Origin of the sequence: Halarchaeum sp. P4 (assembly GCF_051195175.1) — an archaeon.
Lineage (GTDB): Archaea > Halobacteriota > Halobacteria > Halobacteriales > Halobacteriaceae > Halarchaeum.
On the sequence record NZ_JBNTKC010000001.1, the window covers coordinates 944,184 to 964,736 of the forward strand.

Sequence of the window (20,553 nt, forward strand, 5' to 3'; positions counted from 1 at the left end):
CGTACGACACACGCATGGACATTCCGCACTCGGTCGCGAGCGGCGCGCTCGACGCGGCGAGCGACCCGATCGGGGTGCTCGACGCGGACGGCGTCGTCGTCGGCGGGAACGACCGCTGGGCGTCGTTCGCGCACCTCGGCACGACTGCGGACGACGGCACCGACTACGTCGCCGCGATGGCGGACACCGGCGAGGACGGCAACCGAATCGCCGACGCGCTCCGCTCGGTCCTCGACAGCACGGCGTCGGCGAGCGTCGAGTACGACTACCCCATCGACGGGACGCGACGACGCTATCGCTTCCGTGCGACGGCGTTCGACGCCGAGGGCGAGCGCTACGTCCGCACCGTCCACGAGGACGTCACCGAACAGGCCGTCGCCGAGCGCGCCGTCCGGGAGCGTGACGAGGCGCTCTGGGCGAGTGCCGCCGTCCTCAACCACGACCTCCGCAACCGGCTGACCGTCGCGAGCGGCTGGCTCGACATGCTCCCCGAGGGCGACGCGGAGGGGAGTGGCCCGAACCCGAAGGAGCGAATCGCGAACGCCGTCGAGCGCGCGGACGAGACGGTCGTCGACGCCGTCCACTACCTCCGCATCGGACGCGCCGGCGTCGCCGAGGACGAAATCGACGTCACGGCGCTCGCGAACGCCGCGTGGAAGAACCTGGAGGGAGAGACGGCGACTGCGACGCTCGACGTGCGCTCGCCCGGGACAGTGGCTGGCGACGCCGTGCTCGTCACGGACGCGCTCACGCGCGTCTTCGACAACGCGCTCACGCACGTCGGCCCGGACGTGCTAGTGACCGTGGACGCCTTCGAGCGCGACGGCGAAGCCGGCTTCTACGTCGCGGACGACGGCCCCGGGATTCCGGTCGGCCGCCGCGAGCGCGTCTTCACCCTCGGCGAGACCACGGTCGCGGGCGGCACCGGCTACGGCCTCCCCGTAGTCGCGCGAATCGCGCACTTGCACGGCTGGGACGTGCGCGTGACCGACGCCGAGACCGGCGGCGCGCGAATCGAGTTCGTCACCGACCCGCGGGAGCCGCGGGTGCGCGGCGAGGTGCCGGACCCGCGACTGGCCGGGCAGTAGGAAAAGGCGAACGACGGGACGGCGGCGAGGTGAGCGGGTGTCCCGTCACGAGTCGCGGCGTCGAGCGCCGCACGCGGCCCACCCACCGCCAGCGTCAGAGCATGTGACAGTGTGGCCGCGCGATGTGTCTTGAAGGTCCGTCTACGAGCGTTCCGTCTAGCTGTGCCGGAACGTCCGGTTCCCGGTGAACGCCATCGCGATGCCGTGCTCGTTACAGGCCTCGATGACGTCGTCGTCGTTCACGGAGCCACCGGGTTGGATGACGGCCTCGATGCCGGCCTCGGCGGCTTCCTCGATGCCGTCCGGGAAGGGGAAGAATGCGTCGGAGGCCATGACGGCGCCGTCCGCGTCCTTGCCCTCGGCGTGCTCGTCGGCCTTCATCGCGGCGAGGCGGACTGCGTCGACGCGGGAGACCTGCCCCATGCCGACGCCGACCGTTTCCGTGTCTTTCGCGAAGAGGATGCCGTTCGACTTCACGTGCTTGAGCACCTTCCACGCGAAGAGCATCGTCTCGACCTGCTCCTCGTCGGGTTCGGCTTCGGTGACGAACTCGAGGTCGTCGGCGGTGGGCGCCCACGTGTCGCGCTCCTGGACGAGTGTGCCGCCGACGAGCGACTGCTCGGTGTACGTCTCGGAGACGACGTCTGGTCCGAGTTCGTCGCCACCGACGTCGAGGACGCGGAGGTTGTCCTTCTCGGTGAGGACGTCGAGCGCGGCGTCGGTGTAGCCGGGCGCGACGACGACTTCCTTGAAGGAGTCAATGACGAGTTCGGCCGTCTCCTCGTCGCACGGGCGGTTGAGGGCGACGATTCCGCCGAAGGCGCTCATCGGGTCGGTGGCGAGCGCGTCCTCGTAGGCCTCGGCGAGGGTGTCCGCGGTGGCACAGCCCGCGGGGTTGGTGTGCTTGATGACGGCGGCGGCGGGCTCCTCGAACTCCTTGATGAGGTTGAGCGCGCCGTCGGCGTCGTTGTAGTTGTTGTAGGAGAGGGCCTTCGCGCCCTCGTTGAGCTGGTCGGCGTGGACGACGCTCGGCTCCTCGCAGGTCGCGTCGCCGTAGACGGCGGCGTCCTGATGGGGGTTCTCGCCGTAGCGTAGGTCGGCCTCGCGGTCCCCACTGGTGAGGCGGCGCACCGGGAAGTCGTCGGCCGCATCCGCCGCGACGTGGACCTCGCCGTCGGCGACTTCGGCCTCGCCGTTCGCGAACCACTCGATGGCGCGCGGGTAGGCTTTGAATTCGGCCTCGTAGAGCACGCGGTCCTTGAGCGCGGCTTCGTCGTCGTCCTCGTAAACGGGGACGGGCTCCTGGGTAACGATGGGGCCGGCGTCGACCTCCTCGCTGACGACGTGGACGGTCGCACCCGTCACGCTGACGTCGGCGTCAAGGACCTGCTCGTGGGCGTCCATCCCGGGGAAGGACGGGAGCAGGCTCGGGTGGACGTTCAGCGTCGTCGGCGCAGCATCGAGGAACGTGTCGGTGAGCACGCGCATGTAGCCGTCGAGGGCGACGAGGTCGACCTCGTAGTCGGCGAGGGCCTCGAGGACGCGCTCCTCGTGGGCCTCGCGGTCCTCGTCGTCCGCGCGCTCGACGACTTCGGTGGGGATGTCGCGCTCCGCGGCACCCTCCAGAACGGGCGCATCGGCGTCGTTCGTGAGGATGACCGAGAACTCGGCGTCACCGGGCGCCCGGTCGGCGATGTGCAGCAGGTTCCGTCCACGGTTGCTGGCCATGCCGGCTAGCTTCATACGCGATGCACGCGCACCCCACGCCGAAAGGGGTTGCGGTTCCGAAGACAAACATATGCACGAACAGGCATAGATAACCGGTGAATTTCGCCCTACAAAGAGTCGTGTATGCACGCACGTGGCGATTGGGACCGGCACGCTTTTGGGTCGCGCGACGGGACTGGCGCGTATGCCGGACCCGCTCTACGCGGTTTCACCCCTCGATGGACGCTACGCCTCCCGGACCGCCCCGCTCGCCGATTACGCGAGCGAGGCCGCCCTGATGCGTGCCCGCGTCCGCGTCGAAGTCGAATACCTCTGCGCGCTCGCCGACCTCGACGCGACGCCGCTCGAACTCGACGCCGAGGAGCGCGCCACCCTCCGTGACGCCTACGAATCCTTCGACGAGGAGTCCGCGCACCTCGTCAAGCGGATCGAGACGGAAGGCACCGAGAAGTACGCCGCGACGAACCACGACGTGAAGGCAGTCGAGTATTTCGTCCGCGAACACACCCCCGAGCGCGTCCACCAATGGATTCACTTCGCGCTCACCAGCGAGGACGTCAACAACCTCGCCTACCGCCTGCTCGTCAAGCCCGCCGTCACCGAGGTGCTCGTCCCCGAACTCCGCGCGGTCCGTGACGCGCTCGTCGAGTTCGCACACGACTACGCCGACACGCCGATGCTCGCGCGCACCCACGGCCAGCCCGCGACGCCGACGACGTTCGGCAAGGAGATGGCCGTCTACGCCGCCCGCCTCGGGCGCAAGCTTGCGGACGTCGAGGCCGCCGCCGCCGGCCTCGCCGGCAAACTCGCCGGCGCGTCCGGCACCTACGCCGCCCACCACGCCGCCTACCCGGACGTCGACTGGCGCGCGTTCGCCCGCGAGTTCGTCACGTCGCTCGGCCTCGAGCACACCGAACCCACCACGCAGGTAAACCCCTCCGACGACTTCGCGGCGCTCTTCGACGCGCTCCGCGAGACGAACACCGTCCTCCTCGACCTCGATCGGGACGTCTGGACCTACGTCTCCCAGCGCTACCTCGGGCAGGAGGCCGCGAAATCCGAGACCGGGAGTTCGACAATGCCGCACAAGGTCAACCCCATCGACTTCGAGAACTCCGAGGGGAACCTCTCGAAGGCGAACTCCGACCTCGCCTTCCTCGCCGACTACCTCCCCACTTCGCGCCTCCAGCGCGACCTCTCGGACTCCACGGTCAAACGCAACATCGGCGCCGCGTTCGCCTACTGCCTCATCGGCTACACGAAACTCCAGAACGGCCTCGAGAAGGTCGTGCCGAACGAGAAAGTGATGCGCGAGGACCTCGAAGGCACGCCCGAAATCATCGGCGAGGCCGTCCAGACGATCCTCCGCCGCGAGGGTGACACCGAAGCCTACGAGCGCGTGAAAGCCCTCACGCGCGGCGAGCGCGTCACCATCGAGGACTTCCGGGACCTCTTCGAGGACCTCGACGTCGACGACGACGTCCGCGAGGAACTGCACGCGCTCACCCCGACCGGGTACACAGGCGTCGCCGACGACATCGCCCGCGACGCCTGAAGACGGCGACATGGACGGTGCGACGCGGTGCGCACCGCGAGGACCGACTCCCCGACAAAACTTTTGCCGGCGGGCGCGCCACTCACGCCCGCAATGTCAGACCGCCCTGCGTCCTCCAGCGACACGAACGGCTGCCCGAAGTGCGGACACGACGAAGTGACGACCGGCTCCATCTCCACGACCGGGTCGGGCCTCTCGAAGATGTTCGACGTGCAGACGAACCGCTTCGAGACGGTGACCTGCGCGTCCTGTGGCTACACGGAGTTCTACAAGGACGTCGGAAACAAGGGGAGTGACTTCGTGGACGTCTTCCTCGGCTAGGCGAGCAACTCGCGCAGCGCCGCCGTCGCAATCTCGGCGCCCTCGCGGACTTCCGGGAGGTCGACGTACTCGCGCTCGGCGTGCGCGACAGCACCCTCGTCGTCCGCGAGATAGCCCGGCCCGAAGACGACGGTCGGCGCGTCGTTTGCGAAGTACGACGACTCGGTGGCCGCGCCGAACGGCCGGACCTCGCCCGCGCCAGCGTCGGTGAGCGCCGCGACGACGTCGCTGTCCTCGGGCGTGGCGAACGCCTCCAGGAACGGCGTCGTGCGCTCCTGTGGCGTGACCGTCACGTCGACGTCGTCGGGCACCGCGGCGCGCAGGTGCTCGCGGAGCGCCGCGAAGAAGCCCTCGGCCGTCTCCGGCGGCACCGAACGTCGGTCGATGACGAACGAGCACTCCGCGGGAATCTGGTTCGTCGCCTCGCCGCCCTCAATGGTCGTTGCGGTCAGCGTCGGCGCGCCGAGCGCCGCGTGGACGCCGGGGCCGTGTGCCTCGTCGAACGTCTCCACCGCCCGAAGCGCGGCCGCCGCACCCTGGATCGCTGAGACGCCCGACTCGGGTTCCGCGGCGTGCGCGGCGACGCCGGAGAGCGTCACCGTCCCCTGAAAGCGCCCGCGCGCCGCCGTGCAGACGTCGAGTTCGGTCGGCTCGCCCACGACGTAGTAGTCGGCGTCGAGGGCGAGGTGGTGGGCGCCCGTCGAGTCCGTCTCCTCGTCGGGCGTCACCGCGAGCGTCAGGCGCCCGCGCTCGGGCTCGACCGCGAAGAACGCCGCGAGCAGCACCGCGAGCGGGCCCTTCGCGTCACACGACCCGCGCCCGCGCAGGACGTTGCCGTCCCGCTCTGGGGGGATGTGCGGCGGCACCGTGTCGATGTGCGTGTTCAACACGACGTGCGGGCCGTTTTCGGGCCCCTCTTTCGAGGCGAGCGTGTTTCCCGCCTCGTCGATGTCGACGTCGAGTCCCTCGCCTTCGAGTTCCGCGACGAGCAGGTCGCGCATCGCCGACACGTCCTCGTGAGAGGGCGTCTCGACGGCGCGCTCGAGGAAGCCGACGGGGTCGAAGTCCTCACTCATGGACGGCCTCCGCTGCGTCCGTCCGTTCGACGTCGCCGGACGTCACGTAGCTCGTCGGGCCACGGAGGACGGTGGTGCCGTCCTCACGCAACTCGACGCCGAGGTCGCCACCCGGCGGCGAGACGGTGACACTCCCGTGCTCGGGAATCTCGCCGAGGCGGGCGGCGGCGACTGCGATGGCGACCGCCCCCGTCCCGCAGGCGTCCGTCTCGCCCTCGACGCCGCGCTCGAACGTCCGCTGGTCGAAACCGCCGTCGGCCTGGGGCGAGGCGAGGTTCACGTTCGCGCCCTCCGGGAAGACGTCGTGGTGGCGAATCGCGGGTGCCATCGCGTCCAAGTCGACGGCGTCCACGTCGTCTACGAAGACGACGGCGTGCGGGACGCCCGTGTTCAGTGCGGTGACTGTGTGGCCCTCGATGTCGACGTCGACGAGGTCGCCGTCGCGGGTGTGGGGCACCTCATCGGGCGCGAACGTCGGTGTCCCCATCTCGACGGTCACGTCCTCGCCGTCGACGGTACACCGGCGTGGGCCCGCGCCCGTCTCCAGCGTCACGGCGTCCGCCCCCTCGCGCTCGGCGACCCAGCGGGCCGCACAGCGCGCGCCGTTCCCGCACATCGCCGCGCGGGAGCCGTCCGGCTGGACGAGCGTCATCGACGCGCGCGCGCCGCCATCGGACACACCCAGAAAGAGCGTGCCGTCGACGCCGAGCGAGTCGCAGAGGTCGACACCGAGCGCGTCGGGGTCGCTCGCCGTCGCCGCGTCGACGACCGCGAAGTCGTTGCCGGTGCCGTGGTAGACGTCGTAGCTGGTCATGGGTAGGGGTCCTCGGCCGTGTCCTCGGCGAGCGTCACGTCCGCGAGCGTCTCGCGGCGTCGCACCACCTCGCGGGTCTCGCCGCCGAGCGCGACGACGGCGGGCCGGGGCCGCGAGTTGTACTGCGACGCCATCTCGACGCCGTACGCGCCCGCGTTCCCGACGGCGAGCAGGTCGCCACGCTCGGGTGCGGGGAGGTCACGGTCCTCGCCGAGGACGTCTGTACTCTCACATACGGGCCCGACGACGGAAACGTTCTCGGTCGCCCGCGACTCGGTGGCGAGCGAGCGAATCGGGTGGTGCGAGCCGTACATCGCCGGGCGGACGAGCGTCGTCATCCCGGCGTCCGCGCCCGCGACGGTGGCGTCGCCGACGCGCTTGACGGTGTTCACCTCGGTGAGGAGGACGCCCGCGTCCGCGACGAAATACCGGCCGGGCTCGATGGTGAGCGTCGCGTCGATGCCGTCGAGCGCCGCGCGCGTCCGTTCCGCCACGGCGTCGAGGTCGAGTGGTGCCTCGTCCTCGTGGTAGGGGACGCCGAAGCCGCCCCCGACGTCCACGAACTCGAGGTCGAGGCCGCTCTCGCGCGCGACGTCCGCGAGCGTGGAGACGACCGCTTCGTGCTCCTCGAGTTGGTCGGCGGAGATGCCGCTGCCGGCGTGCGCGTGGACGCCGACGACGTCGAAGCCACGCTCGGCGGCGTCCGCGAGCACGTCGGCGGCCTCGTCGGCGGGAACGCCGAACTTCACGTCCTTGCCGGTCGAGACTTCCTCGCTGTGGCCGGCGCCGACGCCCGGGTGGACGCGCAGACAGAAGCGACCCGTGAACCCGCGCTCGTCGAGGCGCTCGATGGTGTCGCGCGCGCCCGCCGTCACCGTGAGGGCGGGGTGCTCGGCGGCGACCCGGCAGGCGTAGTCCAGGTCCTCGGCGGGCGGGTTGACGGCCGTATAGTGGACGTCCGCAGGGTCGAACCCCGCGTCGAGTGCGCGCGCGAGTTCGCCCGCACTCGCACACTCCGCGCCCGCGCCGGCGTCGTCCAGCGTTTCGAGGACGTGCCGGCCGGCGTTTGCCTTCACCGCGAACAGCACCTCGGCGTCCGGGAAGGCGGCGGCGAGGCGCGCGTGGTTCTCGCGGACGCGTTCGAGGTCGTCGACGTAGAGCGGCGTGCCGTACTCCCTGGCGAGCGCGCGCAACTCGTCGGCTTCCCAGTCCGCGAGCCGGCGGACGGCCGGACCCGTCGCGTTGCCGTCCCCGCTCACTCCCGGAGCGCCTCCTCGCGCTGGCTCGCCTCGAGCGTGCTCGCCTCGAGGTCGGTGGCGACGACGGCGGGCTTGTACGCGCCGCCCTCGAAGAGGTCGTGCTCGCCGATGGAGGACTCGACGAAGCGCGTGAATGCACGGCGGTCCGCCGGCAGTTCGCCGTAGAGGACTTCCTCCTCGACGAGGTCGTAGACCGGGATCCGCGGCGTGAGGAGCGTGTTCTCCCCGACGACCGAGTTCTCCCCGACGACGAAGCCGGAGGTGACGCGACAGCCGGCCCCGAGCGAGACGTTGTCCTCGACGACGACGGGCGCGTCCTCGACGGGCTCGAGGACGCCGCCGATGAGCGTGTTCGCGCCGAGCTTGACGTTGTCGCCGATCTGCGCGCAGGAGCCGACCGTGTCGCAGGAGTCGACGAGCGTGCCGTCGCCGACGTGCGCGCCGATGTTCACGAACGCGGGCGACATCAGGATGGCGTCGGAGCCGATGTAGGCACCCCGACGGATGGTCGTGCCGTCCGGCGTGTTGCGGGTGCCGCGCTCGCCGAGGTCCGCGGTCTCGCGCAGCGGCAGGACGTCATGGTAGGTGACGCCGCCGTACTCGCGGGGCTCGGTCTCGCGCAGCGAGAAGTTGAGCAGGACGCCACGCTTCACCCATTCGACGGACTCCCACTCGCCGTCGACCTTCTCGGCGGCGCGGACGGCGCCCTCCTCGAGCGCGGCGAGGAAGGCGTCGATGGTCGCGGCGTCGTCGCGCGTCAGGTCGTCCGCGGAGACCTCGTCGGCCTGCAGGCGTTCCCAGAGGTCCTCTACGTCGGCTTCGAGCGAATCGTAGCTTCGGCTCACAGTTGGCTGGCGATTGTCTCGAAGCGGTAATAGTCCGCCGATTGCTCGCGAAGCCACGCCGCCGCGTCGAGCGCGCCCTCCGCGAAGACGCTCCGGGAGCCCGCACGGTGCGTGAGTTCGAGGCTCTCGTGGTTGCCGGCGAGCAGCACTTCGTGCTCGCCCGTGATGTCGCCCGCGCGGCGCGCGTGAACACCGATTTCGTCCTCGTCGCGTGGCGCTTCGCCCTCGCGGCCGTGGACGCGATCGCTCTCGCCCTCGCGGGCTTCCTCGATGCGGTCGAGGAGAATCTTCGCGGTGCCCGAGGGCGCGTCGCGCTTCCCGTTGTGGTGGGTCTCCATCAGCTCGACGTCGTACTCGGGGAGGTCCGTGACCGCCGACTCGACGGCGTCGAGGAGCGCCTGCACGCCGCGCGAGAAGTTCGCGCCGACGAGAATCGGCGTTTCCGTGGCGGCCTCCTCGAGCGCCGCGATGTCGGCCTCCGAAAACCCGGTGGTGCCGGTGACGAGCGGGACGCCGGTTTCGGCGCACGCCCGCGCGTACTCGACAGCGGACTCCGGGCCAGTGAAGTCCACGACGGCGTCCGGGCGTTCGGCGGTGAGGAGCGCCTCGAACTCGCTCGCCGGCTGGACGGGCACGCCCTCGACGTGCTGGCCGTCCCCGTTGCGGTTCACGGCGAACGCGACGTCGATGCCGCGCTCGCGCGCGACTTCGAGGACGGTGCGGCCCATCCGGCCGGTCGCCCCGGTGACGGCGACGTTCATCGTTCGCCCTCCAGGTCCTCGTGGACGGCCTCGAGTTCGGCGCGTGTCTCCGGCGTCGCCCGCGAGAGCGGGTCGCGAACCTCCGCGGGGCCGTAGCCCCAGACGTCCATCGCCTCCTTCACCGGAATCGGGTTCGTCTCCCGGAAGAGCGCGCGGAAGAGCGGCCCGAGTTCGTGGTGGTGCTCGCGCGCGAGGGCGTACTCGTCGTCGAGGGCGTCCGTGACGAGCGCGCCCATCCGCTCGGGTTCGACGTTCGCGGCGACGCTGATGACGCCCGTCCCGCCGACGGAGAGAATCGGGAGGGTGAGCGGGTCGTCGCCGGAGAGCACTGCGAACTCCTCGTCGCGCGTGCGCTCGACGACTTCCGAGATGAGGCCGAGGTCGCCGCTCGCGGCCTTGTAGCCGACGATGTTCTCGTGCTCGGCGAGCGAGACGGTGGTGTCGGCGTCGATGGAGCGGCCCGTCCGGGAGGGGACGTTGTAGACGATTTGCGGGACGTCGACGGCGTCCGCGATGCGGCGATAGTGGCGCTCCATCCCCTCGGGTTCGGGCTTGTTGTAGTAGGGCGAGATGAGGAGCAGGGCGTCGGCGCCCGCGTCCGCGGCGCGCCCGGCGAGCGAGATCGCTTCGTGCGTCGAGTTCGACCCCGCGCCGGCGATGACGGGGACGTCGACGGCCTCGACGACGGTTTCGACGACGGCGACGTGTTCGTCGTGCGTGAGCGTCGCGGACTCGCCCGTCGAGCCGACGGGGACGAGGCCGTCGACGCCGGCGTCGGCGAGGCGCTGGGCGTCGGCGGCGAGTTGGTCGTGGTCGATGCGTTCCTCGGCGTCGAACGGCGTCGTCATCGCGACGAACGTGCCGGTCGTGACGTTTCGTGGTGTACTCATTGGTGGTGTCGGATGGGTCTCGGGATACTGTACGTACCGGTGCGGCCCTACGGTGACCCGTGACGGGGGCGCTACGCCCGCAACGAGTGCCTACTGTGGGTCGCGTTTACCGGGTTTCGAGAAAGCGCCGCCGCTCGCGGTAGGGGACGACTCCGCTACTGCGCGAGCGCCGAACATGTCTGCATACCTGCGTTCCACTGGCATAGGTCTGTCGCCGCGAACAGGCGTTGCCGGACGGAAAAGGGGCGCGCCGGCCACCGGGGCGGGTCGTGTGCCGTAGTTTTATGCGGGCGCGGTGGAGACTGCCGAAACGATGCTGGTCCTCGGCGACGCACACGCGACCGACCCCGACCGACGCCAGTCGCTCTTCGCGGCCTACCGGGCCGCCGACGAGGACGTCGCCCTCCAGTGCGGGGACCTGATGTACTACGACCTGCCGGTGCAGACCTACTTCGTCGCGGGGAACAACGAGGACTTCGACGTCATCGACGCGCTCCGACACGGCCGCGTACGCTCCTCGGACGTGGCGAACGCCCGCCTGCTCGCGAGCGACGCCGTCGACGTCGAGGGCGTCCGCGTCGCCGGCCTCTCCGGGAACTACGCGCCGACGCAGTTCGACAAACCACGCGCGGCCCTCGAGGGCGAGCGACGGCGCCATTTCGTCCGTGCGGACGTCGAGGCCGCGAAGGAGCTCGAGGACGTCGACGTCTTCCTCGCCCACGAAGCACCCCACGGCACGCCCGTCGAGGAGGACTACGACGTCGGCTGTCAGTACGTCGACGAGATTCTGCGGGAGCTCGAGCCCGACCTCTGCCTCGTCGGCCACCACCACGAGCACACCGAATCCACCTTCGGCGACACGCGCGTCGTCACCGTCGACCCCGTCTGGAAGTCCCACTACACGCTCGACCCGGCGACACTCGAACTCGAACGCCACGAGACGCCGGACGCCTGAGGATTCGGTCGTGCGTAGCCTCTTTAGGGCGGTATGCACAAGTAGCGGTATCTGATGGTCGAAATTCACGACGCCCAGCGCGTCGCCGTGCTCGCCGACGCGCAGAACCTCTATCACTCCTCTCACAGCCTCTACTCGCAGAACATCGACTACTCGGGGCTGCTGGAGGAGGCCGTTCGCGGGCGCGAACTCGTGCGCGCCATCTCCTACGTCATCCGCGCGGACTCCCCACAGGAGGAGTCGTTCTTCGAGGCCCTGCGCGACATCGGCTTCGAGACGAAAATCAAGGACATCAAGACGTTCGGGGACGGGTCGAAGAAGGCCGACTGGGACGTCGGCATCAGCCTCGATGCCGTCACGCTCGCCGAGAAAGTCGATGCGGTCGTGCTCTGTACGGGCGACGGGGACTTCTCGCGCCTCTGTCACCACCTCCGCCACGAGGGCGTCCGCGTCGAAGTGCTCGGCTTCGGGTCTTCGACGGCCGACGAACTCATCGAGGCCGCCGACACCTTCACCGACCTCTCCGAGCGACAGGAGGACGTCCTGCTCTAGACGGAGCGGCCCTCGACGGACGTTCCGACGAGGAGCGACCCGACTGCCAGTCCGACCGCCGCGACGGCGGCGATGCCGAGGTGGAGCGGTCCAACGCTGTCCATCGAGAGAGTCGTCCACAGCAGGAGAATCGTGCCGACGCCGAGGAGCGGCAGGCCCGCGAGCACCTTCGTGTCCATGTCTAATCGGCCGTTGGGTGGCCCACCACATAAGCCCATCTCCATCGTCCGAAGGGTACATCCCCGTCCCACACGCAGAGGGTGACGATGGAGGACGCAGAACGCCGCACACTACAGGCCGTCGCGGACTACCAGTTTCGTGCCGGTGCCGGCCGCGCGCTGTTCCCCGAGGGCGAGTCCTACGACGTCGACCGCTCGAAGTCCGGGCGCCCCCGACAGGTCGCGACCGACGAGGGGCGCCGGCTCGTCTCGTTCGGCACCGACGGTCGCTTCACGCTCGGCCTCGCCGGCGGTGAGCGCCTGCTCGCGGAACTTGAGGCGCCCGCCTGTCGCGTCGTCGTCGGCGACGAGAGCGAGCCGTTCGTCCGCGACGGGAAGAACGTCTTCGCGAAGTTCGTCACGGACGTCGACCCCGAGGTCCGGCCGGGCGACGAAGTCGTCGTCGTCCACGAGGACGGCCACCCCATCGCGGTCGGGCGCGCGGAACTCGACGCAGAGGCCGTCGCGGACTTCGACACCGGGATGGCCGTGAAGGTACGCGAGGGCGCGGGAACGACTGACGCCTGATACGTCTGTTTCGCGGCGTTCGCGGCGCCGACCCGCAGTGTTTTTCCCTCCTGCGGCCACACGCAGAGGTATGTTTGGAGGAGGCGGTGGGATGAACCCCCGGAAGATGAAGCAGATGATGAAGCAGATGGGTATCGACGTCGAGGAAATCGACGCCGAGGAAGTCGTCATCAAGACGACCGACGGGAAGGAACTCGTCTTCGACGACGCCGACGTCACCCAGATGGACGCGCGCGGCCAGCAGACCTACCAGATCATCGGCGAGCCCGAGGAGCGAGAGGCCGCCGAGACCGGTGAGGGGGAGGAGGCCGACGAGGAAGGCGAAGCGGCCGGCGAAATCCCCGAGAGCGACGTCGAAATCGTCGTGCAGCGCACGGGCGCGACCCCCGAGGAGGCGCGCGCCGCACTCGAGGGTGCCGACGGCGACCTCGCGACCGCCATCGACGTCCTGGAGTGAGCACGTTCCTCCTCGTTCGGGACGGTCGCGAGTTCCTCGTCCACCCCGGCGAGGAACTGCACACGGACCTCGGCGTCGTCGAGGTGCCCGAGGACCCCAAGCCCGGACAGACCGTCGAGACGCACCTCGGCGAGTCGTTCACGGTGCGCGCGCTCCGGGGCCCGGACCTCTTCGACCATCTCGAGCGCACGGGCGCGCCGATGGTCCCGAAGGACATCGGCATCGTCGTCGGGCACACGGGCGTCGCGTCCGGCGACCGCGTCCTCGACGCCGGCACCGGGACCGGCGTGCTCGCGGCCTACCTCGGGCGACTCGGCGCGGACGTCCTCACGTTCGAAGCGCGCGAGGAGTTCGCCGAGGTCGCCCGGGAGAACATGGCGCTCGCGGACGTCGCCGACACCGTCGAGGTACGGACGGGCGACATCACCGAGGAGCTCGAGGACCTCGGCGCGTTCGACCTCGTGACGCTCGACACGCCGGACGCCCCCGAAGTCGTCGAGCAAGTCGACGCTCACCTCGTCCCCGGCGGCTACGTCTCGGTCTACTCGCCGTTCGTGGAGAACGCGCGCGCGAGCCACGAGGCCGCCCGTGAGGCCGGCCTCTCGGACGTCGAGACGCTCGAGACCATTCAGCGCCGGATGGACTTCGACGAGCGCGGGTCGCGCCCGACGACCAAGGGCGTCGGCCACACGGGCTACCTGACGTTCGGGCGGAAGACGTAGCGCGTTTTCGCACGCGGTCCTTTTTCCACCGCTCAGGCGCCGAGTCGGTCGCGCAGTTCGAGCGCAACGATGTACGCGGCGGCGGGCGGGAAGGCGACGGTCCAGAGCGCCGCCTGCCAGAGGCCGACGACGGAAAGGCCGAGCGCGCACGCGAGCGCGATCGCGCGCCGGTTCAGGACGACGGAGAACGCACCACCCCACGTGACGACGAACAGCGAGGCGATGAAGACGGACGCGCTCCCGGGAAGCGATGCCGATGGTGGACTCCAGAGTGCGACGGCGCTCGCGACGAGCGCGCCGAGGACGGCGACGGCGCTTGCGGCGTCGAGTCGGATCGGAGTGTCGGCCATACGGACCACTGCGGGTCGAGCGACTAACGGGTGTCGCTGTGCGTCAGCGGAAAACGGACCGGGTGGCGCTCAGTTGTCGTCTTCGCGCCAGCGGTTCTCACACTCGGTGCAGATGAAGAAGCGCGTCTCGGACTCGTCGGCGCTCCGAATCTGCTGCATGTAGTAGTAGGCGCGGTCGTTCCCACACTCGGGACAGAACGTCTTCGTGGAGGGGAGGCCGCGGTCCTCGGCGTCGGAGACGTCGACGATTTCGGAGACCTCCTGTCCTTCGGTGACGGTGTACTGCGCGGCGTCGCCCTTGGGCTGTTCGTGCCCGCAGGACGTGCACACCCAGAAGTCGTCCTCGGCTCGCATCATCGAGCCGCAGTCGTCGCAGAATTCCATTTGTACTCCTCGTAACCGACCCGGGCCTATAAGCGCGATGTTCAGGCCTAGTCGCCCTCGCCTTCGGACTGGCCGGGTTCGCCGACGGCCTCGACTGGGAGGGTGTTGCGGATGGAGGCGGCGAGCGACGCCGGGTCGTCGAAGACGTCCTCCTGGATGCGCGCGACGACGTCCCCCACGGCTTCCTCGCCGTCGGCGTAGACGAGGACGACCCCCTCCAACTCGTCGACGGCGTTCTCCTTCGTGATGGGATACGGGAGCCCCTCCAGTGATTCTTCGAGGTCCTTCAGCTTCACCCTCTCAGTCATGGCGTGAGGTACCGACGCCCGCTCCTTAACTGTTGGCGGCCGTGCGAGCGGGCACGCGCACCTCACTCCGCTCGGTGGCGCGTCACTCGAAACTCGGGTCGCGCTCCTCGAGGAAGGCCCGCATCCCCTCGCGCTGGTCGTGGGTGCCGAACAGCGACGCCCACGTTCGGCGCTCGAAGTCGAGGCCGGCACCGAGGTCGGTCTCGTGGCTCTGCGTGATGGCTTCCTTCGCGGCGGCGAGCGCGACCCGCGGACGCGCGGCGAGGTCGGAGGCGAGGTCGGCGACGTGCCCGTCGAGTTCGTCGTGCGCGACCACTTCGCCGACGAGGCCGAACTCGTGAGCGTCCTGTGCGTCAACGCGCTCACCGAAGTAGACGAGGCGTCGGGCGGTCTCGTCGCCCACGAGACGTGGGAGGCGCTGGGTACCACCCCAGCCCGGGATGATGCCGAGGTCGGTCTCGGTCTGCCCGAGGACGGCGCGCTCGGAGGCGACACGGAGGTCGCAGGCGAGCGCGAGTTCGAGGCCGCCGCCGAGCGCGTAGCCGTTGATGGCGGCGACGACGGGCGCGGGGAACGTCTCGATTGCGCGCGTGACGTCGTGGCCGAGACTCGCGTAGGCGTGCGCCTCGGGCGTCGAGAACTCGGCCATCTCCTCGATGTCCGCGCCGGCGGCGAACGCGTCCTCGCCCGCGCCGGTGAGGACGAGCACGCGCGCGTCGGCCGCCTCGGCCTCGTCCAGTACGTCGAGGAGAGCCTCGAGCGTCGCGCTACTCAGTGCGTTCAGCCGGTCGGGACGGTCGATGGTGACGGTGGCGACGCCGTCGTCGTCGACGGCGACCGTGACGGGCCCGGTCATAGATAGCGGAAGGCGGACGACCCCCATAACGGTAGGGGCGAGTGCGACGTGAGGGGAAACGGCGAAATACGGACGGCGAATAGCCGAGGGCATGACGCTCTCGGAGGAGGCGAAAGAACGCCTCGCGGACATCGTCGAACTCCAGCCGACGAAGAACTCGGCGCTGCAGGACCGCTGGGAGATGGAGTCGGGGAGCGACGTCCACCAGTATCTCGAATCGGAGTTGAAGGAGTACTACTATCGGGACGAGAACAGCCTGATTCGCGCGACGGCGGAGGCCCGCGCCATCGTCACCGGCGAGGAGCCCGAGGGCCCGACGGAGGTCTACATGTCCGACCTCGAGCGGAAAGTGTTCGCCGTCGCGCCCGGCCCGGACGAGGACACCGAGAGCGTGGTGAGCGTCCTCCACCGCCTCCAGGACGAGTACGGCGACGACCTCGCGGACGAGGACGGCGAGGAGCCGTCGGCGAAGGACGTCCGGCGCGCGCTCCAGACGCTCAAACGCAAGGGCGTCGTCGAACTCGTCTACCGGACGGTGCCGACGTTCCGACTCGCCGTCGAGCGCGAGGACGTCGCAATCGCCGAGGAGTGACTCAGACGCCGGGCTGGGAGGGCGGATAGGCCGTCGGCACCTCGCCCTCGGGCCCCGAGACGTCGCGTCGCTCGAAGCCGAACTCCTCGGCGAGTCGCTCGCGGAGTTCGAGCGCGCGTTCGCGCTCGATACCGCGCGTCCTGACTTCGCGCTCCTCGAGCGCCGCGATGGCGATACGAGCACGCGCTCGCGTGAGCGAGACGGCGACGGTCGCGTCGGCCGTGACGTCGTGGTCGAACGCCGCCTCGATGTCGTCGATGGTCTCCGTCTCGACGTCCGGTGCTTTTGGCTCGTGGCGTTCGAGCGCCTCGCGGACGACGTCCGCCTCGCGGCCGGTGAACTCGAGGTCGCGTGACTCTGTCTCCGTCATACTCTCGGCGAGTGGAACGGACGGCGCGCGGAAACGATTACTGGCCGGGCCGCCGGCGCGAGCGGCGCCGGGCGAGCAGACGCTGTATCGCCTGCCCGGGGCCGCCCTCGATGGGCCACCCGCGCTGACGCCACTGTGGCGGTTCGGGAGAGAACGACGCACAGGACCCCGAGCACTCCGCGGCCGTCTGCTCGCAGTCCTTCGCGTGACAGTAGGGAACGTAACCGTGCTCGGCGTCCCGGAGGTCGAAGGCCTTGCAGTCGGGGCGCATCGTCTCGACGTAGGAGCGCCAGCCCCGGCCGTAGGCGCGCTCGGCGATCCGCCGGCGCGTCTCGCGTTTCTCGTCGGCCGCGACGTACTCGAACGTCGTCGGGTCGCCGTGCTCGGTGACGCGCACGCCCGCCGCGTCGGGGTCGAGCGACCGCGGGTGCCACGCGACGCTCGCGTCCATCGCCTCGTCGAACGTGAGGACGCCGGCGTGAATCGGCATCTCGGTGACGAGCGCGCGCGTCTCGTCGGCCCGCGTCGCCACCCAGACTTCGTCCGCGAGGCCGAGCGCGACGTCGCGCTCGAGTTGGTCGGCGAGGTCGCGGGCAGCAGAGGCGTCGAAATCGGGTTTGTTCTCGATGGCGACGACCCGGCGCACCCAGTCGGGGTAGGGTGCGACACGGCGAATCTCGATGCGGTTCCCGCGCTTGCGCTCCTCGAGGACGCCGCGGGCGGACGCCCGATGAATAGCGTCGCGGACGTACCGCCACGGGTAGCCGGGGTCGGGGAGCGCGTCCCGGTAGTAGGTCCAGTCGGCGGGCGCGTGCTCGGCGAGCGAGCGGAGTTCGGGGTCGAGTTCTCGGTCGCCGAGCTCGGCGCGCGTCCGCAGCGCCTCGGGGTCGGCCTCGACGAGGACGGTGTCCCAGCGGCGCCGCTGCGTGCCGAGCTGGCGCGCGACGAGCACGCGGCTGTCCGGTTCGGCAGGCGTCCAGTTCGACTCCGCCCACGCGCAGACCCGGAGTTCGAAGCCGAACTCCGCGCCGGCCATCTCAGAGGTCCTTCTCGTCGAGGAACTCGTGGGCGTCCTCGAGAATCTCGCGGGGGCCGTCCTGCGTGATGGTGTTCAGTGCCTGTTCGTAGTCTCGCCATTGGAGGTCGGAGTGCTCGCTGGAGAGTTCAGCGGAGGCCTCGAAGGACTTCGCGATGAAGAGATGGACCGTCTTGTGGATGCGATTTCCGTTCGCTTCGAAGACGTAGTCGTAGTCGTCACGGAATCCGTCGACGAGACGGAAGTCCTCGATGCCGGCCTCCTCTTTCACCTCCCGAATGGCTGTCTGCTGGAGTTCCTCGTCCCCCTCCACACCGCCCTTGGGGAACTCCCAGTCCCCTGGGCGACTCTTGAGGAGAAGGTATTCGCGCCGGCCCCGGGTGTCCCGGAAGAGGATGGCTCCGGCGCTGGTTGCTTCAACCGTCATTAGCTTCACTAAATAGGCCGCGGATTAAGAGAATGTCGGAGACTGCCGGCGGGTAACAGGGCGCGAGCGCAACCACGCGATTTTTGAGGGTGGGCGTCCTCGGATATGGTTACGCAGTTCCCAGCCATGACCTTCGTCACTAGCCTCACACTCGAAAGCGGGGACCGAGCGGCCCTCGACGACATCGTCGGGGAAATCCGCGACACGGTCCGCCGCAAGGGCGCAGAGCTCAAAGGACCGCACTCCGACTCCCCGAAGCAGCACTTCGTCTCGCAGTACAAGCAACTCGACGGCGAGGGCGACACCTTCGACTCCTGGAGTTACACGGTGTATCGCCGCCGCGTCGAGATTCGCGGCGCCGATGACCTCGCGCGCGACATCATGACCTGGGACTTCCCGAACAGCGTTCACGTCACGGCCGACATCGAACGCGTCCAGCACGTCGGCTCCACGGCGTAAGTCTCTCCTTTACTCACGTCTACTCCGGTCGACGAGCGACGGCGCCGCCCGGCGTGCGCGCCGACGGGGCCGAAACTGGTCGCTGCGAAAACGGGCGCGCGGAGTCAGTACGCGGACTCGCCGACCGTCCGGAGGTAGTCAACGTCGCCGGCGTGTGCGTCGTCGTCGAAGTCGGTGACGCGCACCGCGATCTTCGTGCCCTCGCGGACGCCGTCGGGCGCGCCGTGGACCGTCAACACGGTATCGCCGACGCGCGCGCGGACGCGGTCGCCTTCGACGTCGCTGACGTAGACGCTGAACTGCTCGCCTTCCTCGAAGCTCGGCGTCGTGGTGCGGAACGACCAGCCGGCACGGAACTTCCAGAGGTTCATACGCGACTCACCTCCTCGGACTCGCGGTCCGGAACGTACTCGAGGCCGAACCCGGTGAGGGCGGCGACGAGGAACACCGCGAAGAGGAACCAGCCGTGGAAGACGAACGGCACGACCTTCACGGGGCTGACGAGCATCTGCGGGCCGTACTGCTCGACGAGCGCCGGCATCTGGGAGTAGCCGGCGAGGACGCCGCCCGCCCACGGGAAGATGTAGCCGAGCGCGGACGTGTTCGCGTCGAGGATGTTCGCGCGCCGGTAGCCGTTGATGTTGAACGACTCGCCGATGCGCGCGACGTAGGGCGAGATAGCGATTTCGGCGGCGGTGTTGATGGTGATGGCGGCGTTGACGAGCGCCGTCCCGAGGACGAGCGTCGTCTCGGCGCGCCGGACGGAGGTCGCGACCGTGGAGAGCAGGAAGTCCTGAATGGCCTCGAAGGCACCGCCACGAATCATGATGCGCGCGCCAGCAACGATGAGGAGCGTGAGGACGATGAGCGGGAAGAAGCCGGCGGCGCCCGAGTAGAGACTGCCGCCGACGCCCGCGCTCGTGTCGGGACCGGCGATGGCGAGGAACGGGAGCCACGTGAAGTTCTCGGCGAACGGCGCGTTCTGCGGCGCGACGAACGAGACGATACCGGAGAGCGCCTGCAGGCCGAGCAGGAGGTTGAACGCGATGGCGACGAGCATCCCCCACGTGATGGCTTCGACGATGTGCCGGCCGCGAATCGCGGTGTAGATGACGACACCCATCGAGACGAGGTGGACGAGGCCGACCGGGTTACCGGTGGGGAGGCCGCCGCTCCCGACGCTGGTCGCCATCGTCGTCCCGGCGACGAGGTAGGCGGCGAACGCGAGGACCGCGGCGGTGATCGCGTACTTGAAGCGCGAGGCGACGACGCCGCCGATGTCGGCGTTCTGCGTCACCGCGCTCACGATGGTGGTGTCGCTGACGGGCGCGAGGTTGTCACCGAACGCCGCCCCGGAGAGGACGGCACCGAACATCAGTACAGGATTCGCGCCGAGGAGCACCGTCGCGGGGAAAAACGTCGTGACGAAGGTCACGGCCGTCCCGTAGCCGGTGCCGATACCGGTCGCGAGGAGCGCCGCGAGGATGAACGTCACCGCGGGCAGAATCTGGACGAGGACGCTCTGCGAGACGGGGAGGACCTGTGCGACCCAGATGAGGCCGGTGACGAAGCCGCCGTCCTGGAGGAGCTGGGCGAACATCCCCGCCCAGAGCCACGCGACGATGGCCGTCGCCGCGACCCGTTGGGTCATCCCCTCGAAGATGGTGTTCGCGTAATCTTTCCAGTCGCCCTTCGCGAGGAACATCCCGACGACGAGCGCGAACAGCATCCCGACGACGAGGCCGGTGGTGTCGCCGATGCCGAACAACCCACTCTGTACGACTGCCCAGACGACGAACACCCCGAGGGGGACCGCGCTCGCGGCGGCCCCGCCGTAGAACTCGAGGTCCGAGCCGGACGACTCGGCCATCCCGAGCTCCGCCTCGACCTCCGAACCGGGGGTTTCGTCGCTGTTCGACTCACTCATGCTCGTGTGTCTCAGTCCCGGGCCGCCAAATATCCACGGGACCGCGACGGCCGCGGTGGACCCGGGACCGCCGGA

The 20,553-nt window shown here is 69.6% G+C and carries 27 protein-coding genes; 10 read left to right on the plus strand and 17 right to left on the minus strand.

Annotated features, from left to right (window positions below; translation table 11 throughout):
- The first annotated feature begins 14 nt into the window (after nt 1-14).
- On the plus strand, nt 15-1,088 hold the full coding sequence (locus tag ACQUS8_RS05065) for an ATP-binding protein (RefSeq protein WP_435097861.1): 1,074 nt from the start codon (nt 15-17) through the stop codon (nt 1,086-1,088).
- Nucleotides 1,089-1,244: 156 nt separating this feature from the next.
- Here ACQUS8_RS05065 and purH read toward each other — a convergent pair whose 3' ends face one another.
- Complete coding sequence (gene purH / locus ACQUS8_RS05070; protein ID WP_435097865.1) at nt 1,245-2,831, minus strand: bifunctional phosphoribosylaminoimidazolecarboxamide formyltransferase/IMP cyclohydrolase; 1,587 nt, start codon at nt 2,829-2,831, stop codon at nt 1,245-1,247.
- Between the two features lie 169 nt (nt 2,832-3,000).
- Here purH and purB point away from each other — a divergent pair, with 169 nt between their 5' ends.
- Both purB and ACQUS8_RS05080 read left to right on the plus strand, forming a co-directional pair.
- Nucleotides 3,001-4,371 carry an adenylosuccinate lyase gene (purB, locus tag ACQUS8_RS05075; RefSeq protein ID WP_435097868.1) on the plus strand — a complete coding sequence of 457 codons (1,371 nt, stop codon included), beginning with the start codon at nt 3,001-3,003 and terminating at the stop codon, nt 4,369-4,371.
- A gap of 93 nt (nt 4,372-4,464) precedes the next feature.
- Nucleotides 4,465-4,692 carry a zinc ribbon domain-containing protein gene (locus ACQUS8_RS05080; RefSeq protein WP_435097871.1) on the plus strand — a complete coding sequence of 76 codons (228 nt, stop codon included), beginning with the start codon at nt 4,465-4,467 and terminating at the stop codon, nt 4,690-4,692.
- Here ACQUS8_RS05080 and ACQUS8_RS05085 read toward each other — a convergent pair.
- Genes ACQUS8_RS05085 through dapA form a run of 6 tightly spaced genes read right to left on the minus strand, consistent with a single transcriptional unit; the run spans nt 4,689 to nt 10,337 of the window.
- Complete coding sequence (locus ACQUS8_RS05085; RefSeq protein ID WP_435097874.1) at nt 4,689-5,768, minus strand: M20 family metallopeptidase; 1,080 nt, start codon at nt 5,766-5,768, stop codon at nt 4,689-4,691. The two genes, ACQUS8_RS05080 and ACQUS8_RS05085, sit on opposite strands and share 4 nt — an antisense overlap.
- Entirely contained in the window at nt 5,761-6,582 is an 822-nt protein-coding gene (dapF, locus tag ACQUS8_RS05090) for a diaminopimelate epimerase (RefSeq protein ID WP_435097877.1), read from the minus strand. The genes ACQUS8_RS05085 and dapF overlap by 8 nt, the downstream gene beginning before the upstream one ends.
- A complete protein-coding gene (lysA, locus tag ACQUS8_RS05095) occupies nt 6,579-7,841 on the minus strand; it encodes a diaminopimelate decarboxylase (protein WP_435097880.1) in 1,263 nt (420 codons plus the stop codon). Before lysA ends, dapF begins: the two co-directional genes overlap by 4 nt.
- Entirely contained in the window at nt 7,838-8,686 is an 849-nt protein-coding gene (locus ACQUS8_RS05100; protein ID WP_435097883.1) for a 2,3,4,5-tetrahydropyridine-2,6-dicarboxylate N-succinyltransferase, read from the minus strand. Before ACQUS8_RS05100 ends, lysA begins: the two co-directional genes overlap by 4 nt.
- Nucleotides 8,683-9,447, minus strand: a complete 765-nt coding sequence (gene dapB / locus ACQUS8_RS05105; RefSeq protein WP_435097886.1) for a 4-hydroxy-tetrahydrodipicolinate reductase — start codon at nt 9,445-9,447, stop codon at nt 8,683-8,685. The genes ACQUS8_RS05100 and dapB overlap by 4 nt, the downstream gene beginning before the upstream one ends.
- Nucleotides 9,444-10,337: a 4-hydroxy-tetrahydrodipicolinate synthase gene (dapA, locus tag ACQUS8_RS05110; RefSeq protein ID WP_435097889.1), complete on the minus strand. Its 894-nt coding sequence runs from the start codon at nt 10,335-10,337 to the stop codon at nt 9,444-9,446. The genes dapB and dapA overlap by 4 nt, the downstream gene beginning before the upstream one ends.
- Before the next feature lie 313 nt (nt 10,338-10,650).
- Between dapA and ACQUS8_RS05115 the strand changes: the two genes are divergently transcribed.
- Together ACQUS8_RS05115 and ACQUS8_RS05120 are read left to right on the plus strand one after the other, a co-directional pair.
- Nucleotides 10,651-11,292 (plus strand): metallophosphoesterase family protein, encoded by a 642-nt coding sequence (locus ACQUS8_RS05115; RefSeq protein ID WP_435097893.1) that lies wholly within the window; start codon nt 10,651-10,653, stop codon nt 11,290-11,292.
- A 54-nt stretch (nt 11,293-11,346) separates the two neighbouring features.
- Nucleotides 11,347-11,844, plus strand: coding sequence for an NYN domain-containing protein (locus ACQUS8_RS05120; RefSeq protein ID WP_435097896.1), 498 nt, complete (start codon nt 11,347-11,349; stop codon nt 11,842-11,844).
- Here the strand turns inward: ACQUS8_RS05120 and ACQUS8_RS05125 are convergent.
- Nucleotides 11,841-12,023, minus strand: a complete 183-nt coding sequence (locus tag ACQUS8_RS05125; protein ID WP_435097898.1) for a hypothetical protein — start codon at nt 12,021-12,023, stop codon at nt 11,841-11,843. The genes ACQUS8_RS05120 and ACQUS8_RS05125 overlap by 4 nt on opposite strands.
- 87 nt (nt 12,024-12,110) lie before the next feature.
- Here ACQUS8_RS05125 and ACQUS8_RS05130 point away from each other — a divergent pair, with 87 nt between their 5' ends.
- From ACQUS8_RS05130 to ACQUS8_RS05140, 3 genes are all read left to right on the plus strand, one after another.
- Nucleotides 12,111-12,590: a PUA domain-containing protein gene (locus tag ACQUS8_RS05130; RefSeq protein WP_435097901.1), complete on the plus strand. Its 480-nt coding sequence runs from the start codon at nt 12,111-12,113 to the stop codon at nt 12,588-12,590.
- Between the two features lie 70 nt (nt 12,591-12,660).
- Entirely contained in the window at nt 12,661-13,047 is a 387-nt protein-coding gene (locus tag ACQUS8_RS05135; protein WP_435097904.1) for a nascent polypeptide-associated complex protein, read from the plus strand.
- Nucleotides 13,044-13,769, plus strand: coding sequence for a tRNA (adenine-N1)-methyltransferase (locus tag ACQUS8_RS05140; RefSeq protein WP_435097907.1), 726 nt, complete (start codon nt 13,044-13,046; stop codon nt 13,767-13,769). The genes ACQUS8_RS05135 and ACQUS8_RS05140 overlap by 4 nt, the downstream gene beginning before the upstream one ends.
- Nucleotides 13,770-13,801: 32 nt before the next feature.
- On the opposite strand, the gene ACQUS8_RS05145 is transcribed toward ACQUS8_RS05140, so the two are convergent.
- From ACQUS8_RS05145 to ACQUS8_RS05160, 4 genes are all read right to left on the minus strand, one after another.
- Nucleotides 13,802-14,119: a hypothetical protein gene (locus ACQUS8_RS05145; RefSeq protein ID WP_435097910.1), complete on the minus strand. Its 318-nt coding sequence runs from the start codon at nt 14,117-14,119 to the stop codon at nt 13,802-13,804.
- A gap of 69 nt (nt 14,120-14,188) precedes the next feature.
- Nucleotides 14,189-14,503 carry a transcription factor S gene (locus ACQUS8_RS05150; RefSeq protein ID WP_435097912.1) on the minus strand — a complete coding sequence of 105 codons (315 nt, stop codon included), beginning with the start codon at nt 14,501-14,503 and terminating at the stop codon, nt 14,189-14,191.
- Between the two features lie 47 nt (nt 14,504-14,550).
- Entirely contained in the window at nt 14,551-14,811 is a 261-nt protein-coding gene (locus ACQUS8_RS05155; protein ID WP_435097915.1) for a DUF5789 family protein, read from the minus strand.
- An 82-nt stretch (nt 14,812-14,893) separates the two neighbouring features.
- Nucleotides 14,894-15,667 carry an enoyl-CoA hydratase/isomerase family protein gene (locus ACQUS8_RS05160; RefSeq protein WP_435097918.1) on the minus strand — a complete coding sequence of 258 codons (774 nt, stop codon included), beginning with the start codon at nt 15,665-15,667 and terminating at the stop codon, nt 14,894-14,896.
- Between the two features lie 91 nt (nt 15,668-15,758).
- Between ACQUS8_RS05160 and ACQUS8_RS05165 the strand changes: the two genes are divergently transcribed.
- Nucleotides 15,759-16,259: a DUF5797 family protein gene (locus ACQUS8_RS05165; protein ID WP_435097921.1), complete on the plus strand. Its 501-nt coding sequence runs from the start codon at nt 15,759-15,761 to the stop codon at nt 16,257-16,259.
- A 1-nt stretch (nt 16,260) separates the two neighbouring features.
- Here the strand turns inward: ACQUS8_RS05165 and ACQUS8_RS05170 are convergent, their stop codons facing one another.
- Genes ACQUS8_RS05170 through ACQUS8_RS05180 form a run of 3 tightly spaced genes read right to left on the minus strand, consistent with a single transcriptional unit; the run spans nt 16,261 to nt 18,092 of the window.
- The gene (locus tag ACQUS8_RS05170) at nt 16,261-16,629 is read right to left on the minus strand and encodes a hypothetical protein (RefSeq protein ID WP_435097924.1); all 369 of its coding nucleotides are present in this window, start codon (nt 16,627-16,629) and stop codon (nt 16,261-16,263) included.
- A gap of 37 nt (nt 16,630-16,666) precedes the next feature.
- Nucleotides 16,667-17,665: a DUF5787 family protein gene (locus ACQUS8_RS05175; RefSeq protein WP_435097927.1), complete on the minus strand. Its 999-nt coding sequence runs from the start codon at nt 17,663-17,665 to the stop codon at nt 16,667-16,669.
- Nucleotide 17,666: 1 nt separating this feature from the next.
- The gene (locus tag ACQUS8_RS05180) at nt 17,667-18,092 is read right to left on the minus strand and encodes a bis(5'-nucleosyl)-tetraphosphatase (RefSeq protein ID WP_435097930.1); all 426 of its coding nucleotides are present in this window, start codon (nt 18,090-18,092) and stop codon (nt 17,667-17,669) included.
- Nucleotides 18,093-18,218: 126 nt separating this feature from the next.
- Here ACQUS8_RS05180 and ACQUS8_RS05185 point away from each other — a divergent pair, with 126 nt between their 5' ends.
- The gene (locus ACQUS8_RS05185) at nt 18,219-18,551 is read left to right on the plus strand and encodes a 30S ribosomal protein S10 (protein ID WP_435097933.1); all 333 of its coding nucleotides are present in this window, start codon (nt 18,219-18,221) and stop codon (nt 18,549-18,551) included.
- A 104-nt stretch (nt 18,552-18,655) separates the two neighbouring features.
- On the opposite strand, the gene ACQUS8_RS05190 is transcribed toward ACQUS8_RS05185, so the two are convergent.
- Together ACQUS8_RS05190 and ACQUS8_RS05195 are read right to left on the minus strand one after the other, a co-directional pair.
- Nucleotides 18,656-18,922 carry a DUF7513 family protein gene (locus ACQUS8_RS05190; RefSeq protein WP_435097936.1) on the minus strand — a complete coding sequence of 89 codons (267 nt, stop codon included), beginning with the start codon at nt 18,920-18,922 and terminating at the stop codon, nt 18,656-18,658.
- On the minus strand, nt 18,919-20,478 hold the full coding sequence (locus ACQUS8_RS05195) for a Na+/H+ antiporter NhaC family protein (RefSeq protein WP_435097939.1): 1,560 nt from the start codon (nt 20,476-20,478) through the stop codon (nt 18,919-18,921). Before ACQUS8_RS05195 ends, ACQUS8_RS05190 begins: the two co-directional genes overlap by 4 nt.
- Nucleotides 20,479-20,553 lie beyond the last annotated feature (75 nt).

Bases quoted from the DNA above. Each gene is read 5' to 3' on its own strand.
- ACQUS8_RS05165 (WP_435097921.1), top strand. From the start codon at position 15,759: ATGACGCTCTCGGAGGAGGCGAAAGAACGCCTCGCGGACATCGTCGAA.
- ACQUS8_RS05155 (WP_435097915.1), bottom strand. From the start codon at position 14,811: ATGACTGAGAGGGTGAAGCTGAAGGACCTCGAAGAATCACTGGAGGGG.
- ACQUS8_RS05180 (WP_435097930.1), bottom strand. From the start codon at position 18,092: ATGACGGTTGAAGCAACCAGCGCCGGAGCCATCCTCTTCCGGGACACC.
- ACQUS8_RS05130 (WP_435097901.1), top strand. From the start codon at position 12,111: ATGGAGGACGCAGAACGCCGCACACTACAGGCCGTCGCGGACTACCAG.
- ACQUS8_RS05125 (WP_435097898.1), bottom strand. From the start codon at position 12,023: ATGGACACGAAGGTGCTCGCGGGCCTGCCGCTCCTCGGCGTCGGCACG.
- ACQUS8_RS05170 (WP_435097924.1), bottom strand. From the start codon at position 16,629: ATGACGGAGACAGAGTCACGCGACCTCGAGTTCACCGGCCGCGAGGCG.
- ACQUS8_RS05150 (WP_435097912.1), bottom strand. From the start codon at position 14,503: ATGGAATTCTGCGACGACTGCGGCTCGATGATGCGAGCCGAGGACGAC.
- ACQUS8_RS05115 (WP_435097893.1), top strand. From the start codon at position 10,651: ATGCTGGTCCTCGGCGACGCACACGCGACCGACCCCGACCGACGCCAG.
- purB (WP_435097868.1), top strand. From the start codon at position 3,001: ATGCCGGACCCGCTCTACGCGGTTTCACCCCTCGATGGACGCTACGCC.
- purH (WP_435097865.1), bottom strand. From the start codon at position 2,831: ATGAAGCTAGCCGGCATGGCCAGCAACCGTGGACGGAACCTGCTGCAC.
- ACQUS8_RS05135 (WP_435097904.1), top strand. From the start codon at position 12,661: ATGTTTGGAGGAGGCGGTGGGATGAACCCCCGGAAGATGAAGCAGATG.
- ACQUS8_RS05085 (WP_435097874.1), bottom strand. From the start codon at position 5,768: ATGAGTGAGGACTTCGACCCCGTCGGCTTCCTCGAGCGCGCCGTCGAG.
- dapF (WP_435097877.1), bottom strand. From the start codon at position 6,582: ATGACCAGCTACGACGTCTACCACGGCACCGGCAACGACTTCGCGGTC.
- ACQUS8_RS05080 (WP_435097871.1), top strand. From the start codon at position 4,465: ATGTCAGACCGCCCTGCGTCCTCCAGCGACACGAACGGCTGCCCGAAG.
- ACQUS8_RS05190 (WP_435097936.1), bottom strand. From the start codon at position 18,922: ATGAACCTCTGGAAGTTCCGTGCCGGCTGGTCGTTCCGCACCACGACG.
- ACQUS8_RS05065 (WP_435097861.1), top strand. From the start codon at position 15: ATGGACATTCCGCACTCGGTCGCGAGCGGCGCGCTCGACGCGGCGAGC.
- ACQUS8_RS05175 (WP_435097927.1), bottom strand. From the start codon at position 17,665: ATGGCCGGCGCGGAGTTCGGCTTCGAACTCCGGGTCTGCGCGTGGGCG.
- dapA (WP_435097889.1), bottom strand. From the start codon at position 10,337: ATGAGTACACCACGAAACGTCACGACCGGCACGTTCGTCGCGATGACG.
- ACQUS8_RS05145 (WP_435097910.1), bottom strand. From the start codon at position 14,119: ATGGCCGACACTCCGATCCGACTCGACGCCGCAAGCGCCGTCGCCGTC.
- ACQUS8_RS05160 (WP_435097918.1), bottom strand. From the start codon at position 15,667: ATGACCGGGCCCGTCACGGTCGCCGTCGACGACGACGGCGTCGCCACC.
- dapB (WP_435097886.1), bottom strand. From the start codon at position 9,447: ATGAACGTCGCCGTCACCGGGGCGACCGGCCGGATGGGCCGCACCGTC.
- ACQUS8_RS05185 (WP_435097933.1), top strand. From the start codon at position 18,219: ATGACCTTCGTCACTAGCCTCACACTCGAAAGCGGGGACCGAGCGGCC.
- ACQUS8_RS05195 (WP_435097939.1), bottom strand. From the start codon at position 20,478: ATGAGTGAGTCGAACAGCGACGAAACCCCCGGTTCGGAGGTCGAGGCG.
- ACQUS8_RS05120 (WP_435097896.1), top strand. From the start codon at position 11,347: ATGGTCGAAATTCACGACGCCCAGCGCGTCGCCGTGCTCGCCGACGCG.